8 protein-coding genes, 4 tRNA genes and 3 rRNA genes are annotated in these 19,144 nt (G+C 33.2%); all 15 read right to left on the bottom strand.

Translation table 11 applies throughout. The features are described from left to right. A partial coding sequence (locus HMPREF9709_RS01005; RefSeq protein WP_005397072.1) for an endo-beta-N-acetylglucosaminidase occupies positions 1 to 4,119 on the bottom strand: 4,119 nt, incomplete at its 3' end. Positions 4,120 to 4,358: 239 nt separating this feature from the next. Beyond that, positions 4,359 to 6,200, bottom strand: a complete 1,842-nt coding sequence (locus tag HMPREF9709_RS01000) for an ABC transporter ATP-binding protein (protein WP_005397070.1) — start codon at positions 6,198 to 6,200, stop codon at positions 4,359 to 4,361. Next, positions 6,190 to 7,998 (bottom strand): ABC transporter ATP-binding protein, encoded by a 1,809-nt coding sequence (locus HMPREF9709_RS00995; RefSeq protein WP_005397068.1) that lies wholly within the window; start codon positions 7,996 to 7,998, stop codon positions 6,190 to 6,192. The genes HMPREF9709_RS01000 and HMPREF9709_RS00995 overlap by 11 nt, the downstream gene beginning before the upstream one ends. A 102-nt stretch (positions 7,999 to 8,100) precedes the next feature. Continuing rightward, entirely contained in the window at positions 8,101 to 8,667 is a 567-nt protein-coding gene (locus HMPREF9709_RS00990) for a sensor histidine kinase (protein WP_245527503.1), read from the bottom strand. Between the two features lie 106 nt (positions 8,668 to 8,773). Then, positions 8,774 to 9,490 carry a LytR/AlgR family response regulator transcription factor gene (locus tag HMPREF9709_RS00985; RefSeq protein WP_005397064.1) on the bottom strand — a complete coding sequence of 239 codons (717 nt, stop codon included), beginning with the start codon at positions 9,488 to 9,490 and terminating at the stop codon, positions 8,774 to 8,776. Between the two features lie 614 nt (positions 9,491 to 10,104). Beyond that, positions 10,105 to 10,181: transfer RNA gene (locus tag HMPREF9709_RS00980), tRNA-Met, on the bottom strand. A 32-nt stretch (positions 10,182 to 10,213) separates the two neighbouring features. Then, a tRNA-Leu gene (locus HMPREF9709_RS00975) sits at positions 10,214 to 10,302 on the bottom strand. 5 nt (positions 10,303 to 10,307) lie between these two features. Further along, positions 10,308 to 10,382 (bottom strand) — tRNA-Asn (locus HMPREF9709_RS00970). 54 nt (positions 10,383 to 10,436) lie between these two features. Continuing rightward, positions 10,437 to 10,553: ribosomal RNA gene (rrf, locus tag HMPREF9709_RS00965) — 5S ribosomal RNA — on the bottom strand. Positions 10,554 to 10,622: 69 nt separating this feature from the next. Beyond that, positions 10,623 to 13,672 (bottom strand): 23S ribosomal RNA (locus HMPREF9709_RS00960). A 38-nt stretch (positions 13,673 to 13,710) separates the two neighbouring features. Then, positions 13,711 to 13,786, bottom strand: a tRNA-Ala gene (locus HMPREF9709_RS00955). Positions 13,787 to 13,919: 133 nt separating this feature from the next. Beyond that, a 16S ribosomal RNA gene (locus tag HMPREF9709_RS00950) occupies positions 13,920 to 15,449 on the bottom strand. Together the 16S, 23S and 5S rRNA genes with 4 tRNA genes alongside form the textbook arrangement of a ribosomal RNA operon. A 449-nt stretch (positions 15,450 to 15,898) precedes the next feature. Beyond that, positions 15,899 to 17,044 carry a hypothetical protein gene (locus HMPREF9709_RS00945; RefSeq protein ID WP_005397063.1) on the bottom strand — a complete coding sequence of 382 codons (1,146 nt, stop codon included), beginning with the start codon at positions 17,042 to 17,044 and terminating at the stop codon, positions 15,899 to 15,901. Positions 17,045 to 17,047: 3 nt separating this feature from the next. Beyond that, positions 17,048 to 18,004 carry a peptide-methionine (S)-S-oxide reductase MsrA gene (gene msrA, locus HMPREF9709_RS00940; RefSeq protein ID WP_005397062.1) on the bottom strand — a complete coding sequence of 319 codons (957 nt, stop codon included), beginning with the start codon at positions 18,002 to 18,004 and terminating at the stop codon, positions 17,048 to 17,050. Between the two features lie 11 nt (positions 18,005 to 18,015). Next, positions 18,016 to 18,813: a DnaJ domain-containing protein gene (locus HMPREF9709_RS00935; RefSeq protein WP_005397061.1), complete on the bottom strand. Its 798-nt coding sequence runs from the start codon at positions 18,811 to 18,813 to the stop codon at positions 18,016 to 18,018. Between the last annotated feature and the right edge of the window lie 331 nt (positions 18,814 to 19,144).

Raw genomic sequence — 19,144 nt, 5'->3', positions numbered from 1 at the left:
TCTAAAGTACATCCAACCTAATGGAAGTTTTTGCCAGCCTGTTGCAAGCGTTCCTGAAGGTCTAAAGTATCTCCATGCGCCTTCTATAAATTGTTTTCCTTTAACCATTGTACCTGAAGTTAATCTGAAGTAATATCTAAATCCGCTATCTGGGTGAGTCCACCATCCCTTATGATATCTAGTATTTGGTCCTTCTAATGATAACCAAGTCATACCATTTTCTTTATAGGTTTGAGCCATTGATTCACCTTTGTAGTTAAAGAATTTCCATGATTTATCAATCCATTTCCATTCTGATTTAGCTTGTACACCTTTATCAAAGTAGAACCATTTATCATTTACTTGTTTCCAACCATGATAAATTTGTTCTTCGTCTTCGGTTTCTTTTTCTGTTTCGTCAATGGTTTCTTTTGGTAATGTTTCTATAACCATATCTAGTACAGTAACCATAACGTCAACTTCAATTTGTTCTGAAGCGTTGTTTAGTAAAGCTTTTGCATCTTCAACTTGTAAATCAAATGCATCTTTTATTCTTTGATCCGCTTTTAGATATCTATCTGTTTGCTTAATCTTTTCGATTTCTGCAAGTTTATCTTCAAGCTCCTTATAGTCAATTTCTTCTGTTTGTTCTTGTTCTAATGAGTCTATTGCTTTTTGCAATATAGTTACCATTAAATCTACATCGTCTTGACTTTGAGCATTGTTTAATAATGCTTGTGCTTCTTCGACTTTTTTATCAAGTGTTTCTTGTGATTCTTTAGTAGCGTTTAGATATTTATCTGTTTCTTTAATCGCTTCAATTTCAGCAAGTTTTTGTTCAAGTCTTTGATAGTTAATTTCAGCAGCTTTTACTGTATATGGTGCAGTAATTGTTAAATCGCCATAGGATACTTTGTATTCAAATGAACCGACTTTATCTGTACCAGACCATGAAACAACTAATCTTGAATCTAAAATGCTTACTTCTTCCACTTCTCCATTATCATATTTTAATTGAACTTTACCTTTACTTTCATTGAATTCGTCAAATTGTGTTAGTTCTGATTCTGGAGCTTCAGTGAATGAAATTTCAACCACTTCAGGTCTCTTTTTAATTGATAATTCAACTGTATCGTCTAATTTTATTCCATTATATGTGAATGTTAATGTGTTTTTACCTTCTTTACTTGAATCAAATCCATCAACTTTTACATAAATGTTTGGTAATGATAACACTTCTTTTGTTTCATCATTATATGTGATTTCGATTTTTGCACCAAGTAATTCTAATTCTTCATCTATGAAATAATTAAGTTTCTTTGGTTGTTCTATTAATTTAATAGAAGAAATTTCCTTTGTAGCTTTTTCATAGTGAGCTGCAAGTACTGGACTTTCTATTTGTCCAAGAGTAGTTGTTGTATAGTAAATTAACCCTTCTTTTCCTTCTATTTTAACATTATCAATTAATAATTCGCCTTCTTCTGTTTGTGTCTTTTCTGCTAATAATTCTTTTTTAGCAGCATCTTTATAGATCTTAACATTTGTATTTGCATTTACTTTAGCAAAGTTAACTGTATATAAATCATCTTTTACATTTTTAACTTCTACATATTGCATTGGAATTGTATCTGATAAATTATCATCTTCAACTTCATACATCTTCCAATTGTAGATTCTAATTGCTCCCCATGGAGTACCATTATGAGCAGCTCTAATATTTAATCTCCAATATTGTGCAGTTACTGGTTTTTCAATATTTACATCTGTTACATGTGCAATATTGTTATTAATGGATTTTAATGTTGTCCATTCATCCTCAGGATTAATCTTATATTGTAAATCAAAGTCTTTTGTATTCATTTTACCGTCATTTACAGATTCTCCACCTGCACCGGCATGTTCAACAACCCATCTTCTTACTGTTCTTGGTTGAGTTAATTTAATATCTAGATATCCTGTATATGCACTTGTACACCATTTATCAGAGTTTCCTGAAATAGTACCATTTAATGCATTTCTACCTAATTCACCTTCGTTTTCGCCACTTACAGCTGTAACTTCTGCACCTAAAACTACATTTTCTGGATCAATTGGCAATTCTTCAGTATCATTTACAGTAATCTTCCAATCTACTGTAGTAGTTGTTGGTTCTGATTTTGTACCATTCTTACCAACTGCAATAACTTGTAAATCTTGCACAGTACCTTTATCTTCAGCACTTCTTGTTAAATCTGCTAAATAAACAACATTTGAAGATGAAGCTGTTACAAGTTTCCATTCATTATTAGTTTTTTGATATACTTCATAGTAATCCGCACCTTCAACTCTATCAAATTTAACTATAGCTTCAGCTGTTTTTGCTGTGTGAACTAATGATTCTGCAACTTCGAAATTAGAAACTTTATCTACCACTTTTGCATCATCGTAAATTGATAATTCACCTAAGTTAAATTTGTAATCATTAACTGCAGCAGGATTTTCAATTTGTAGTTTGATTGATTTTACGTCTTGTTTATTAAATTGAGATAAATCAAATTCTTGTGTATACCATTTGTCTTGAGATTTTGAAGTATCTAATGTGTAATATTTGTATGTATCTTTACCATATTCTTTATCTGATGAGAATCCGATTTTTACTACAGAATCTTTACCACCATTAAATGTTAATCTAAATTTAGTATCATTTGATGGTGTAAAATCAGTACTATAAAGCATAATGTCATTTGTACTTGGTTTTGCTAAATTACCTTCGAAAGTAATTGAGTTTCCTGAATTATATGCTTTATCAAAATCGTATCTTCCTTTTAATACTGAATCAGTATTTGATCTAATCCACCATCTCCAAGTTGGTAAAACTTCTTGAACAGATCTAGCTGTCCATTCTTCAGTCTTTGAAACTTTACCATCAATAAACCATTGTCTACCATGTCCAGTATTGAAGAATGTCTTAAATGGCAGAGATGTCACTGGTGTCTTATCTGCAACGAATCTTGCCATACCTGACCATCTATGGCTATCATCAGATGTCACAGGGTCTCCATCAAATCCTACCCAGAATTTTCTTTCTTGTTCATGATAATCTTCACCATCAATTGATAATCCTTGAATTGAGTCTGGAGTAAATAGACCAATTGAAGTAAGTAATTTTTTATTTTCATCCAATAGTGCATTTCTATTAATATTTGTATTATATGAATTTGCTTGTAATTCAAAACCAGCATATGCATCAAATGGATTTCTTCCTATACTTTCCATATGTTTTGCAGTATTTTGAATGTTTGAAGATGACCAGTTAAAATTCATGAAGAAATCTTCGGCTGGCACATATTCACCTACTGGTTTAACATAATAGTCATTGTATGCATTTACAGCGTTGTAATGATTTCTATTACCACTATTTGCCATGGCATCATACCATGAGAATAGAATTGGATATTTTAGCTCTTCTGCAGCATATTTCTTAGCATAAAGCATAAAATCTCTCATTTGTTCACCCTTACCTGATGTAAGACTACCTGTTGTTTCTTGATTTATAAAATAACCATCAAAACCGTAGTGTTTAGCAATTTCTGCTAATTTTCTAGCTACAGGGAATGTTTTTGAACCTTCTGAGTCTTCTTTTATAAATTCAGCGAAAAGTCTATTATCTTCAATTGATGTTGACCAAGCAAAGAACAATGTACCATATAGAGGCACACCATTTCTATGTGCAGCATCAATCACATCAGGAGTTGGTATCATACCATCCCAAAATATCATTGAATTTACATATTGCCAGAAATCAAATGCGTAAGATTTAAACATGTCGCTTCCTACTGAAGAAACATTATCACCTTTTGCATTCATCAATGATAAAACTTGTACCTTACCGTCTCCATTTGCTAGTGGATTAACCACTTTTCCCTTGCTTCTGTCTACTTTTTGTATACTAGACTTGTTAATTTGTCCATTTAGTCCAGTATCTGGAGTCCATTTTAAAATATCTTTCATATGGATTCCATCTGACTTTGGTCTTAAACTAGTCTTTGGCAATTCTTTTTCCGCATTTACACTTGGCATACCATTGAATAACGCTGGAATGTATCCGAAAATTATTGTCAATGCTAGTATAAAACTTAGTACTCTCCTATATCCCTTCATTTTTTCCTCCTTAAATATTAGAGCATGATAACTCTTTCAAGCTTATTTTAAATTTAAAACAATTAATAAACAAGATATAAAATTTTTTAGAACAAAAATTCACTTATATCGTCCTTTTTATATCTTAACTGAAAATGTTTTCTCGAATTAAAAAAAAGACTTCTTAACGCCTAAAAACAGTAATCTTTATCGTTTAATGTTTTTGACATAATAAGTCTTTTAATAATTTTGTTATTTAATTAGATGTAATATCCAGCCTGAGCATCCCACAACTCTTTATATTTACCAGCTTCATTGACTAGTTTATCATGTGCTCCCTCTTGAATAATGCTTCCCTTATCAAACACCAAAATATTATCTGATAATTTACAAGAAGATAATCTATGTGAAATAAATATTGCAGTTTTATCTTTAACTATATTACTCATTTTTTCATAAATTTCTTGTTCCGTTAATGGATCAAGTGCAGCAGTCGGCTCATCCAAGATAATGAATGCCGCCTTTTTATATAACGCTCGGGCAATGGCGATTTTCTGTTCTTCACCACCAGATAAATCTACGCCTTCCGTATCATTATCTTTATATATATAAGTATCGACGCCATCTTTCATTTCAGAAATTCTTTCAGTCATGCCCACATCTTCAATAACACCCTCAACTTTTTTTCTATCATAATCTATACTACCAGCAATGTTTTGAGCAATTGGAAATGCAAATAAATTAAAATCTTGAAATACGACTGAAAATATTTTTAGATAATCTTCATATTTATATTTTCTAATATCAATTCCATTTAATAAAATTTGCCCTTCATTTGGATCATATAATCTTATTAAAAGCTTTATGAAAGTCGTCTTACCACTACCATTTTGCCCAACAATCGCCAATTTCTTACCCAACTCAAATTTTACATTTACATCTTTTAATGCCCAATTATTTGTATTTGGATATTTAAATGATACATTTTTAAATTCAATTTCGTATTTATTGTCATCTCTTTTTTCTGTAGTTAAACTACCTTGATACATACTCTCATTATTTTCAATAAATTCAAAAGTAGATTTTGTAAATTCACTATTTATAAGCATATCTGCAATTGTAGAAGCAAATAGTACAAAACTACTTGTCAACTGCAATATACTCCCGATATATTGTGACAACATCCCAATTGAAATCACACCTTCATAAGCTTTAATGATTACAAAAATATATATAATTGACATTTGAATTTTATTTACAAAATTTTCTATTGCACTGTATTTTGAAATCACATTTAAATGGATTCTATCCAGTATTCCGCCAGGTAGGAATGTATCACTCTCTTTAACAGTTTCTTTTCCAATCCTATCTTGATTAAATAATCTAACATCAATAGCTCTTTTTTTCTCATTTATATAAAACATATAAAATCCGAAAATACTATTCCCCTTAGTACCTTCACTCAACATTCTCGACCACGCGCTTCTAATTTTCCATTGAATGTAAATAATTATTATCGATAAAATTATAAGTATCGCAATAAAACTAATATTTGATAATGTCGTATTTAAATAATAATACGGACTTGTAGTTGGTAATTTCTCATAGAAAAATTGTACAGTCAAAAATATGCTACCAATTATTAAAAGTATTGACTTAATAAAATCATTTAAGACATAAATTATCCAAAGCATGCCTCTACCTGTAAAATTAAATATTTTATCAATATTTTCTTTTTTAGAAATTACCGCTGGATCTTCTATCATCTGATAATCAAGATCATTATAAATGTCATTCCATATTTTTAGATAACTCTCAAAGATTTTGCTATATTCTCTCTCAGATAAAGCAGAGAATGTTTTTTGAATAATATTTATTATAAATATTGAAACAACTGAAACTGTCGCCCAAAATATTATCGTATCAGTTGCCATTTTCATTACAATCGCATCGATAATTCTCGCAGTAACATATATTGTAATTAGAGGAAATACAGCCTGCATCACTGACAAAATAGTAATATATATCATATGAGTCTTGTAATATTTAAACAGTAATTTTATTGTCTTAAAAAGAATACTAATCCTCTCCTTAAGCTTCATTTACATACTCCTTATAATATTTACTTTGAATATCGAAAATCCTTCTATATTCCCCTCCAAATTTCATTAACTGATCATGAGTTCCTTTTTCAAGAATTTTTTTATCTTTAATCAATAATATATAATCACAAAATCTCGTAGATGCCATTCTATGAGAAATGAAAATTGATGTTGAATCCTTTGTTAATTCATTATACTTATTATATAATTCCATTTCTGCAATCGAATCTAATGCAGCTGTAGGTTCATCCAACACTAAGAATGGCGCATCACGATACAAAGCTCTTGCCAATAACAATTTCTGAGTTTCTCCACCAGAAAGTTCTATCCCATCTTCATGAACATTTTTTAGCAAGTTAGAATCAATCCCTTTTTCCAGGCTTTCAATCTTTTCATTTAATCCCGCATATTCAACGACTTTAGACAATTTATCTTCATCGACTTCTTCTTTATTTTGAGTTATATTTACTTTTATACTTTCAGGAAGAATGGAATAATCTTGAAAAACTCCAGAAAAATTCTTATAATAGCTATTTCTTCTATATTCTTTAAGATTAATCCCATTAAGTAAAACTTCACCTTCAGTTGGATCTAAAAATCCCATAATAATCTTAATTAATGTAGTTTTACCGGAACCATTCATCCCAACAATAGCAATTTTATCCTTTGGATTTATTTTTAGATTAATATTTTCAAGCACATAATTTTCAGCCTCAGGATATTTATATGAGACATTTCTTAATTCTATATTAATATCTTCAGCGCTAGTTTTATATGCATCAATACCTTCATCCAAATTATATGGATTTTCATAATCCATAAAACTTCTAAATACAGAAGCATTATTGCTATATCTTACAATTTGATACAGACTTTCAAAAATAGTATTGATATCACTAGAAAACTTAGTCTGAGCATTAAAAAGAAGTATAAATGTAGCAACATCAATTCGTCCACTCACTACCATATTTATTAAAAAATAATATGAAATAACATTTCTTAATAAATCAAAAATTGACTCAATGATTCCCGCATAAATATATTTCTTCGCAGATTTATTTAAAAACGCATTATATGAAAACATTACTGAATCATAAATATCAGAAAACCAATCCTTTAATCCAAACAATCTGATATCTTTAGAAGGACTTATAATAACAGCTCTCGTTAATGTGTAATGAATCTTTGAACTATATTCTAACTCAATTTCTCGATTATTAAATCTCCAATCTTTTATTTTCTTACTTATATAAAAAGAAATAAAACCACTTATTATCGTAAAAATAATCAAATAAATTGGAAGTTTCAAAAGGAGAAAAATGTAGATAGTTATCAGTATAAAGTTTATTGCAAAATTTGCTAAAACATCATAAATCTTTTCAGCAAAACTCTCGTTATTATTAAAATATTCCCCCGCTTTTTTAAAAGTTTGAGTAAGTTTAGTATCTAAGGTTAACTCATAAGGCATGGTTAAATTTCTTTCTATCATCTTGCCCAATATACTCGATCTTACATCTATTTTTCTCGTTATCGTTGCTTCTCTACAATAATTTCTCGTAATTTCAAAAATTAAAAATACAAAAATAATAGCAATAGTAAATTTAAAAATATATGATAATTCTCTTCTATTCGCAACCATTTCTACTAACTTAGGTGTAATAAATAATTCAATCAAAGAAATTGAGATTTGAGAAATGATAATAAAAAAATATGCCAATAACAGCTTATTTTTCCTTCTTTCCCACGCGAGTTTTAACATATATATTACATTTTCAAGTAATCCATATTTCCTTTCCATATCTTCCTCCTATGTTAAATTTAACACAAAAAATAGATAAAAAAAATAATAGGGATAAAATATCATTTTTTTGGTACGAATGCCCTCATAACAATATTATCCCTATAATAAAACTTCCGTGGTAAATGCATTATCCTCCGAATTTCTCGAAATATACCCATCATATCTCTCAATAATTTCATCCACTGACACCAATCCCAAGCCCCTATTAATCCCTTTTGTTGATTTAAAAATATTTCCAAACTTCTTCTGTTTTTTCTGATCCGTAAAATTAGTAAATGAAATATAAAGCTTTGGTCCCTTCATCGTCATATACAATCTGATATATCTCTCTTCAGGAGGCAACTCCATCAAAGCCTCAATGGCATTATCGAAAAGATTCCCAATAATCGTCGCTAAATCAACCTCCGAAATATTAAACATCTGTGAAATATTAACATCCACCACCGTCTTAATCTCATTAGCCTTTGATATAGAAACCTTCGAATTAACAATAGCATCCGTCATCTTATTACCAGTTCTTATCACCGGAGCAATTGAATGTAAATTATCATCCAACTCCTTCAAATATTTCTTAATTGACTGTAAATCATCATTTTCTGCATAAGCATTAAGAATCTGCAAATGATTCCTATAATTATGACGCCACTTTCTTATATCCTTATACATATTCTCAACTTCTTGATAATTTGTATTAAGAAGATTCTGCTGATATTCAATTATTTCTTTCTTATTAAAATATAATTTCAATCTATTAAAAAATTCATATTAGCCCCTAAAAATATTCAATGAATTTTCTATTAATAACATCAAACTTTCCCTTAGGAATAGACAAAGTAATTCCATTATTTAATGTTAAATCACCTCTTGTAAGTCTATCAATTTTTTCAATATTAATTATTGTAGACCTATCCAATTTATGAAACCTCTCATCAAGCAAAGCTTCCATCTCCTTAAGCGTCATCCTTGTCCTATACACTTTATTATCATAATATATGTCCAAATAATTCTTATCACTAAGAATATAAAAAATATTCTTAAAAAACATTTTTACACTCGCAGCCTCAGACTTTATAACAATATACTTATCCAAAATCTCCTGTTTTTCAAGCGACCTATCAAGCACCTCAAACAATTTATGCTTATCAATAGGCTTTACTAAAAAATTCAACGCCTCAACCTCATATCCATAACCAATATCTTCACTATATCCACTTATAAACACAATCTGAACATTTGAGTCCCTAACCCTAATCCTTTTAGACAATTCAACACCATTCATCTCTCCCATCTCAATATCCAACAAAATAATATCAAAATTATTATCTTCCTCATAATCAAATAGAAAAGACTCGGCCGAGATATACTTCTCCACCTCAACTAATAAACTACCACGCTTTGAAACCCTCGCCCATTCCAAAACATAACTCTCATAAACATCCCTTATATTTCTATCATCATCAATTATTGCAATTCTAACAATACCACTCATCTCTTAGCCTCTACTATACACAATCTAAATTTAAAAAACTATCTTTGTAATAATGATAATATCAAATAATGATTTGTGAATACAACTTAAATTATGTGATAAAAGTAAATGGTTACTGAGATTGTGTTGTGAGGGCTGGGGTGGGGGTTGGGATTTTGTGGAATGGGAGGTTTGGGGATTTTAGGAGACTTTAGGGATTAGATGATTGAAATTACTTGGGTATTTTGAAATATCTATTTTACCAAGTAGTAAATTTACATGATTTACTTGGTTATTTTAAAATATTAATTTTACCAAGTAAAAAAATCACTAGATTTACTTGGTTATTTTAAATTTCTATTTTTACAAAGTAAAATAGATCAAAAATTCTACTTGGGTATTTTGAAATATAAAAATAACCAAGTAAATTGGCAATAATATATACTTGGTAAATTGAAAATAGTAAAATAACCAAGTATAATTCCTTAATTCTTTGGACTGAGCACTAACAGACATTAATAAAACAACGTAACATATATCAATATATTATAATTCCAAATATTGGTTACCAAATTTGAAACAAAAATATATTTAAAATGTAAAAGAACGGCTATAATTAGCCGTTCTTTCTTGTTTGGTTGCGGGAGTTGGATTTGAACCAACGACCTTCGGGTTATGAGCCCGACGAGCTACCATACTGCTCCATCCCGCGCTATTTGATTATAAAAAAAATTAAGCCTTTAATGGTGCCGAGGATCGGAATCGAACCGATACGAAGTTTAACCTTCGCAGGATTTTAAGTCCTGTGCGTCTGCCTGTTCCGCCACCCCGGCTTAAATGGCTCCCAGGGTGGGACTCGAACCCACAACCTACCGGTTAACAGCCGGGTGCTCCACCATTGAGCTACCTAGGAAAATTTAATTAATTTAATTGATGAATACCCGGCATAAAGCCGAGTATCATCTTTATTTGGCGACTACCTACTCTCCCAAGCCGTTACCAGCCAAGTACCATCAGCGATGAAGGGCTTAACTTCTGTGTTCGAGATGGATACAGGTGTATCCCCTTCGCTATTGTCACCACATATTAAACTCTAAACAATTTTTCGTGACTTAACTATTGCTATATGTCACATAATAGTAAAGAAATATTTCTGGTCAAACTTTCGAGTTATTAGTATCAATTAGCTACATACATTACTGTACTTACACCTTTGACCTATCAACCTCATTTTCTATAAGGACTCTTTTAGAAATCTTATCTTGAGGTGGGCTTCGTACTTAGATGCCTTCAGCACTTATCCCTTCCAGACTTAGCTACTCAGCCGTGCCATTGGCATGACAACTGATACACCAGCGGTCTGTCCATCCCGGTCCTCTCGTACTAAGGACAGATCCTCTCAAATTTCTTACGCCCACGCTGGATAGGGACCGAACTGTCTCGCGACGTTCTGAACCCAGCTCGCGTGCCTCTTTAATGGGCGAACAGCCCAACCCTTGGGACCTACTCCAGCCCCAGGATGAGACGAGCCGACATCGAGGTGCCAAACCTCCCCGTCGATGTGAACTCTTGGGGGAGATAAGCCTGTTATCCCCGGGGTAGCTTTTATCCGTTGAGCGATGGCCCTTCCACTCGGTACCACCGGATCACTAAGTCCTACTTTCGTATCTGCTCCACTTGTAGGTGTCGCAGTTAAGCTCGCTTTTGCCTTTACACTCTTTAAATGGTTTCCGTCCATTCTGAGCGAACCTTTGAACGCCTCCGTTACTTTTTAGGAGGCGACCGCCCCAGTCAAACTGCCCGACTGACAGTGTCCCAACACCCGATTCAGGGTGTATGGTTAGAACCTTAAAGCCTAAAGTGTGGTATTCCAACGGCGACTCCTTAGCAACTGGCGCCACTAATTCTTCATCTCCCACATATCCTCTACATTAGGCCTCAAAATCCAATATCAATCTGCAGTAAAGCTCCACGGGGTCTTTCCGTCCTAGCGTGGGTAAGTCGCATCTTCACGACTAATACAATTTCACCGGATCCATTGTTGAGACAGTGCCCAAATCGTTACACCTTTCGTGCGGGTCGGAACTTACCCGACAAGGAATTTCGCTACCTTAGGACCGTTATAGTTACGGCCGCCGTTTACTGGGGCTTAAGTTCTAGCCTTCGCTTGCGCTAAGCCTTCCCCTTGACCTTCCAGCACCGGGCAGGTGTCAGCACCTATACTTCATCTTGCGATTTAGCAGATACTTGTGTTTTTGGTAAACAGTCGCTTGGGCCAATTCACTGCGGCCTCATTTCTGAGGCACCCCTTCTCCCGAAGTTACGGGGTCATTTTGCCGAGTTCCTTAACAATGGTTCTTCCGCGCGTCTTAGAATTTTCTTCCTTCCTACCTGTGTCGGTTTGCGGTACGGGTGCTTTTAGTCTCGATAGTGTCTTTTCTCGGCAGCTTGGTGTCAGTTCCTTCTCTACTTATTTTTCGATCCCCATCACACTTCATCGTTACCCGGGGGATTTGCCTCCCAGGCCTAACTTTGTGCTTGGACGCGCTTTTCCAACCGCGCGCTAAACCTAACCTTCTGCGTCAACACATCTCTAATAACGACTACTAGCAGTACAGGAATTTCAACCTGTTATCCATCGCCTACGCCTTTCAGCCTCGGCTTAGGTCCCGACTTACCCTGGGAGGACGAGCCTTGCCCAGGAAACCTTAGGTTTTCGACGGGTGAGATTCTCACTCACCTTCTCGCTACTCATGCCAGCATTCTCTCTTGTGTACTCTCCACCTATCTTGCGATTCAGCTTCAACGTGTACACAATGCTCCTCTACCAATTTAGAGACGAGAAGTAAATTTTCTAAGTTCTGTTATTTAATCTTCTGAAATTGTTATACTTTTTTCTTATTTCGTGTTTGTTACACGGGAATAATCTTGATGTCTGACGTAATTAATTTTTTTCGTCTATTTCATTTGATTTCTTTGTATTTTATATTTCTGATTAAACAACAATCTGTTATCTTAGATAACTTACTTCATGTCTCTAAATTCCGTAGCTTCGGTATCATGTTTAGCCCCGTTTATCTTCGGCGCAACTCCACTTGACTAGTGAGCTATTACGCACTCTTTAAATGTGTGGCTGCTTCTAAGCCAACATCCTAGTTGTCTAAGTAGAATCACATCCTTAACCACTTAACATGATTTAGGGACCTTAGCTGACGGTCTGGGCTGTTTCCCTTTTGAGCGTGAAGCTTATCCCTCACGTTCTGACTGCCGACTATAATTATCTGGTATTCGGAGTTTGATAGATTTTGGTAACATTAAATGCCCCTCAACCATTCAGTGCTCTACCTCCAGTAATCTTATTATCGACGCTAGCCCTAAAGCTATTTCGAGGAGAACCAGCTATCTCTGAGTTCGATTGGCTTTTCACCCCTACCCACAGGTCATCCGATACGTTTTAAACCGTACCCGGTTCGGCCCTCCATTGAATTTTACTTCAACTTCAGCCTGCCCATGGGTAGATCACCCAGTTTCGGGTCTATAGCATCAGACTTTCGCGCTATTCACACTCGGTTTCCCTACGGCTTCGTGACTTAATCACTTAACCTTGCCTAATACCATAACTCGCTGGCCCGTTCTACAAAAAGTACGTGGTCACAGATCCTGTCTGCTTCCACTGATTGTAAGCACAAGGTTTCAGATTCTATTTCACTCCCCTTCCGGGGTTCTTTTCACCTTTCCCTCACGGTACTATCCTCTATCGGTCACATGGTAGTATTTAGCCTTGGGGGGTGGTCCCCCCATATTCACGCCGAATTTCTCGTGTTCGACACTACTCTTTCTAGCTGTTTTTGTCAACTTTTCGTATACAGGACCTTTACCTTCTATGGTTAAGCTTTCCAGCTTATTCTACTATGTTTTGAAAAACTAATGCTAAGTTGGGCTCTTTCCCTTTCGCTCGCCGCTACTTAGAAAATCGAGTTTTCTTTCTCTTCCTCCGGGTACTTAGATGTTTCAGTTCTCCGGGTTTTCCCCCACATAGCTATGTATTCACTATATGGTACATGACTCTTCATCATGTGAGTTTCCTCATTCGGAGACCCACGTATCAACGCTTGTTGCAGCTACTCGTGGTTTTCGTTCGCTAACGTCCTTCATCGGCTCCATGTGCCAAGGCATTCACCTTGTGCTCTTTTCTGTTTGACCAGAAATATTTATTACTATTTAATTGTTTAAGGTTCAAATGGTGGAGGTAAGGAGATTCGAACTCCTGGCCTCCTGCGTGCAAGGCAGGCGCTCTCCCAGCTGAGCTATACCCCCATAAAGAAATCTGGTATATAACCAGACTAAATATTAAATTTTCCTAAACATAACGTCAACACTTTTCTGAATCGTAATTTCTCTTTTTTTATAGTTAATGAATACTTAATTTCTCCATTTAACTTTTCCTTAGAAAGGAGGTGATCCAGCCGCACCTTCCGATACGGCTACCTTGTTACGACTTCACCCCAGTTATTGACCCTACCTTCGGCGTCTGCCTCCTTGACGGTTAGCTCGACGACTTCGGGTATTGCCAACTCCCATGGTGTGACGGGCGGTGTGTACAAGACCCGGGAACGCATTCACCGTGGCGTTCTGATCCACGATTACTAGCAACTCCGACTTCATGCAGGCGAGTTGCAGCCTGCAATCCGAACTGAGATCTGTTTTATGCGATTCGCTTGCTCTCACGAGGTAGCTGCGCTTTGTTCAGACCATTGTAGCACGTGTGTAGCCCAAGACATATAGGGCATGATGATTTGACGTCATCCCCACCTTCCTCCGGTTTATCACCGGCAGTCTCTCTAGAGTCCTCGACTTTACTCGCTAGTAACTAAAGATAGGGGTTGCGCTCGTTACGGGACTTAACCCAACATCTCACGACACGAGCTGACGACAACCATGCACCACCTGTATACAAGTCTCCGAAAAGACTATCCTATCTCTAGGATATTCCTGTATATGTCAAGCCTTGGTAAGGTTCTTCGCGTTGCTTCGAATTAAACCACATGCTCCGCTGCTTGTGCGGGTCCCCGTCAATTCCTTTGAGTTTCATACTTGCGTACGTACTCCCCAGGCGGAGTGCTTAATGCGTTAGCTGCGTCACTGAGATTTGACTCCCAACAACTAGCACTCATCGTTTACTGCGTGGACTACCAGGGTATCTAATCCTGTTTGCTACCCACGCCTTCGTATCTCAGCGTCAGTTAGATTCTAGAAAGTCGCCTTCGCCACTGGTGTTCCTCCATATATCTACGCATTTCACCGCTACACATGGAATTCCACTTTCCCCTCATCTACTCAAGTTAACCAGTTTCTAAACCGAACCGTGGTTGAGCCACAGCCTTTAAATTCAGACTTAATTAACCGCCTACATACCCTTTACGCCCAATAATTCCGGACAACGCTTGCCCCATACGTATTACCGCGGCTGCTGGCACGTATTTAGCCAGGGCTTGCTTCTTAGCTACTGTCATTATCTTCGCTAAGGACAGAACTTTACAATCCGAAGACCTTCATCGTTCACGCGGCGTCGCTGCATCAGGGTTTCCCCCATTGTGCAAAATTCCCCACTGCTGCCTCCCGTAGGAGTCTGGACCGTGTCTCAGTTCCAGTGTGGCCGTTCAACCTCTCAATCCGGCTACTGATCGTTGCCTTGGTAAGCCACTACCTTACCAACTAGCTAATCAGACGCGAGACCATCTTTCACCGAAATTCTTTAACATTTACATCATGCGATATTAATGTATCATAAGGTATTAATCCCGGTTTCCCGAGGCTATCCCTTTGTGAAAGGCAGGTTTCTCACGTGTTACTCACCCGTTCGCTACTTTCCTTTTTCGGTTTCATTCCGAAGAAATCGACTGAAAAATTCTCGTTCAACTTGCATGTGTTAAGCACGCCGCCAGCGTTCGTCCTGAGCCAGGATCAAACTCTCAAATTAAAGTTTGATCTAGCTTATTTTTTGAAATTATTACTCAAAAGTTATTGACGTTATTTACTTGTTTAGGTTCTTTATTTTTTTAAGTCTCTCAAGAGTCTCTCTCGATGCGACTTTATTATATTAACACCATCATTTTATTTTGTCAAGCTTTTTTTTATTTTTTTTTCAAAATATTTTTTTCAATATTTTTTCGCTTCACTCAATTTGTGGTGCTCTATTATATTAGCAAGATATATATACTTTGTCAAATTTTTTTTGATTTTTTTTACTTTTTGCTATTTTTAGGCTTTTATGGGGTGTTTTAAACGCAAATTTCACTGATTATTGATAAAAAATTTAAAAATAAATCTTATTTTTTAGAAAATTTTTAGATTTTTTCGAATTAAATATTTCTATATATAGAAAAAAGCTATTATTTTAACACGTAGTTAATCATAATAGCTTTTGGCTTACTCATGTATTTTCTTTATAGATTCTATTTCTTCTATCTTTCTATTAAGTAGATCACCTATATCATTAATTTGTTCTGTAGTTAACTTTTCTGAATATATAGAAAAAATATATTTATTTGAAGTATTTACAATACCAGCGTCATATTTATATTCCTTTTTATCTTGATGTATGTTTTTATTTCCCGAAGGACTATATATTGAACTTAAAAATAAAGTATTTTCTTCTTTAAAGAGAGAATCAAATACCGAATTTATGGTTGTACTACCTTTATCTTGCACATTAATCAGTTTAGCAATATCTTTAACAGAATATTTTTTAAAATCACTATTCTTCAATACAATATTTAATGTATTGGATTCATTTATCTTGTTTTCTACTAATATCCTATTAATAATATTTTTTGATATTCTATCGCCTTTTGAATAGGCATCGTTTAATATCCTATCTACTTTTACTTTATCACCTATATTTTTAGAACTATAAATGTTACTTGGTGCTAAATCACTCTTATAAATAGTTACTTCATCATTGATTTTGAAGATATTATTTTCTATTCCATGCTTTACTAACAATAAATTAATAAAATCCTTAATATCATAATTTTCATATTTAACATCTTCATTTATAGAAAGTAACTCTTTTCCATCTTTTTCTAAATATATAGAAAAATCTTTCTGCTTAATAGATTTTTCGTTTAGATATTTGTTTAATTCTTCAAAAAGTATATCTTCATAATTGTTTTTTACAATATTAATTATATTTGGGTTTGAAGATTTATTTGCTACATATACGCCATTTTCTTTTTTAAAATTATCATAGTATAGATTTTTATTATATTCCTTAAAGGATTTATCATATTCACTTGTTGCATAATATGACCTTATTTGTCCATAATTAGCTCTTTTTTGTAAAAATAACACAGATATTAATTTATAAACTCCAAAAAATAATAAAATTACTACCAATAATAAAAAAGTTATTCTTAATGGAACATTCTTTTTTTTACGAACTCTTTTTCTTTTATTTACGTTTAAATTTCTATTATATAAAGAAGACTTATTATTTTTTATCCTGTCTTTTCTTCTTTTTTCTCTTATTTTATTTATTTTATCAACATTTTTAATGCGTCTTCTTTGTGACATTTTTTACTCCACAAGTTTTTTATATTCTGAATATCCTCTTTCATCCATTTCTTCATACGGAATAAATTCTAAGCTTGCTCCATTTATACAATATCTTAAACCACCTAATTCTTTTGGTCCATCATTAAATACATGACCTAAATGAGTATCACCAGATTTGCTTTTTACTTCAATTCTTTTTCTGCTCAATTTATTATCTTCAAAGTAATTTAATGAATTATCGATTGGTTTACTAAAAGATGGCCATCCACATCCCGCGTCAAATTTGTCAGTTGACGCAAATAAAGGTTGTTTTGTTACGATATCAACATAAATTCCTTTTTCATAGTGCGTATCATATTCACTTGAAAAAGGCATTTCAGTATCCGCATTTTGAGTTACTTCAAATTGTGTTTTAGTTAAGTTTTGTTTTAATGTTTCTTCATCTGGTTTAGTATATTTTTGTAATTGTGAATCTTCTTTCGCTAAAGAAAGATCTACATGACAATATCCACCAGGATTTTTTTGCAGATATTTTTGATGATATTCTTCTGCTGGATAATAATTTTCTAAAATTTTATTTTCAACTACTATTTCTTTATTGTAATTATTTTTAACTAATTCAAAAAATTCTCTAACTGATTGTCTATCTTTACTATTTAATGTATAAATTCCTGTTCTATATTGTGTACCTACGTCTCCACCTTGTTTGTTTAATGAAGTTGGATCAATGGTTCTAAAATATTGTTCTAAAATTTGATATAAATTTATTTTATCTGCATCATAGATAATTTTAGTTGTTTCCGCAAATCCAGTAGATCCTGTACAAACTTGTTCATAAGTTGGATTTTCAATAACTCCATTAGCATATCCTACTTCAGTTTCAACTACACCATCTATTTGATCAAAATATGCTTGTGTCCCCCAGAAGCATCCTCCTGCTAGATAGATTTCTTTTAAATTATTATTTTTATTTGTCATTTCATACCTCTTTACATATTTTTATAACGTCTTACATTTTCTTCAGATAAGAATTCAAATGCATTATTTACTTTTTTAAACATTTCTTCCGCATTATTTTCTTTACTTAAATCTGGATGATATTTTTTTGCTAATTTTCTATATGATGACTTAATTTCTGAATATTCAGCATTATATGAAACTCCTAAAACATCACAAGCTTGCTCGTATTGGGATTTGAATTGTGAAAATGGATTATATCCTCCAGGATTTTGATATCCTCCTGTGTTTCTTCCATCATAACTTCCACCAGTATATGCACCACCTCCGAAAGAATTAAAATATTCTTCAAAGATTCTTTCCCATCTTTCATTTTCAGCTTGTTGTCGTCTTCTTCTTGCTTCTTCTTCTCTTCTTCTTTGTTCTTCAAATTTTCTATTTAATTCATCAATATATTCTTGTTTGTATACAGAATATGGTCTTCTATTATTTGTATCATTTATCATGTCATTAGCATATGCATATAAAAATTTGTTTGTTGCATATTGCCATTGATATAATTTTCTTAAACTACCTTTACCTAACATGGAAATTATTATAGGTAATAGTAAAACAAGAAGTAATATTATCCCTGGACCTGTAAATATGAATAACAATAATAAAGGAAAAATAAACATTGACACAATTACCATCATAAATATTGGTAACAAAAGAGCCTTTGCTTGTTCACTTAGATTAGTTATAAATTCAAAAGTAACAACCAATCCCTTTATTATTGCATCTACCATTTTTGCAAATCCTAACGAGATATATCCCCATAATTTCTTCATCTTCACCTCATAAATCTATTTTCTTTTCAAATTTAATTTTAATATCTTTATAATTTCATTTTATCATAAATTTTAACATATATAATTTTTCATAAAATATATTATGAATATAATTATATAGTATTATTTTCTAATTTAAAATAAAAATATTTGTTACGTTATTGTCACATTATCAAATCTCATGTAACTATTGTTTTTTAGCGTTTCATTTTAATCTTGACTAAATTAGTATGAATTAAGTTTCTATTTCATTGACATATTTTTTTCAATTATTTATACTCAATTTTGTCGACAATATTATCAAAATTTTATACTAGTAAATCTCATTTAT

The organism is Helcococcus kunzii ATCC 51366 (assembly GCF_000245755.1).
GTDB classification, from domain to species: Bacteria; Bacillota; Clostridia; order Tissierellales; family Peptoniphilaceae; genus Helcococcus; species Helcococcus kunzii.
This window is presented reverse-complemented; position numbering and strand designations above follow the sequence as displayed.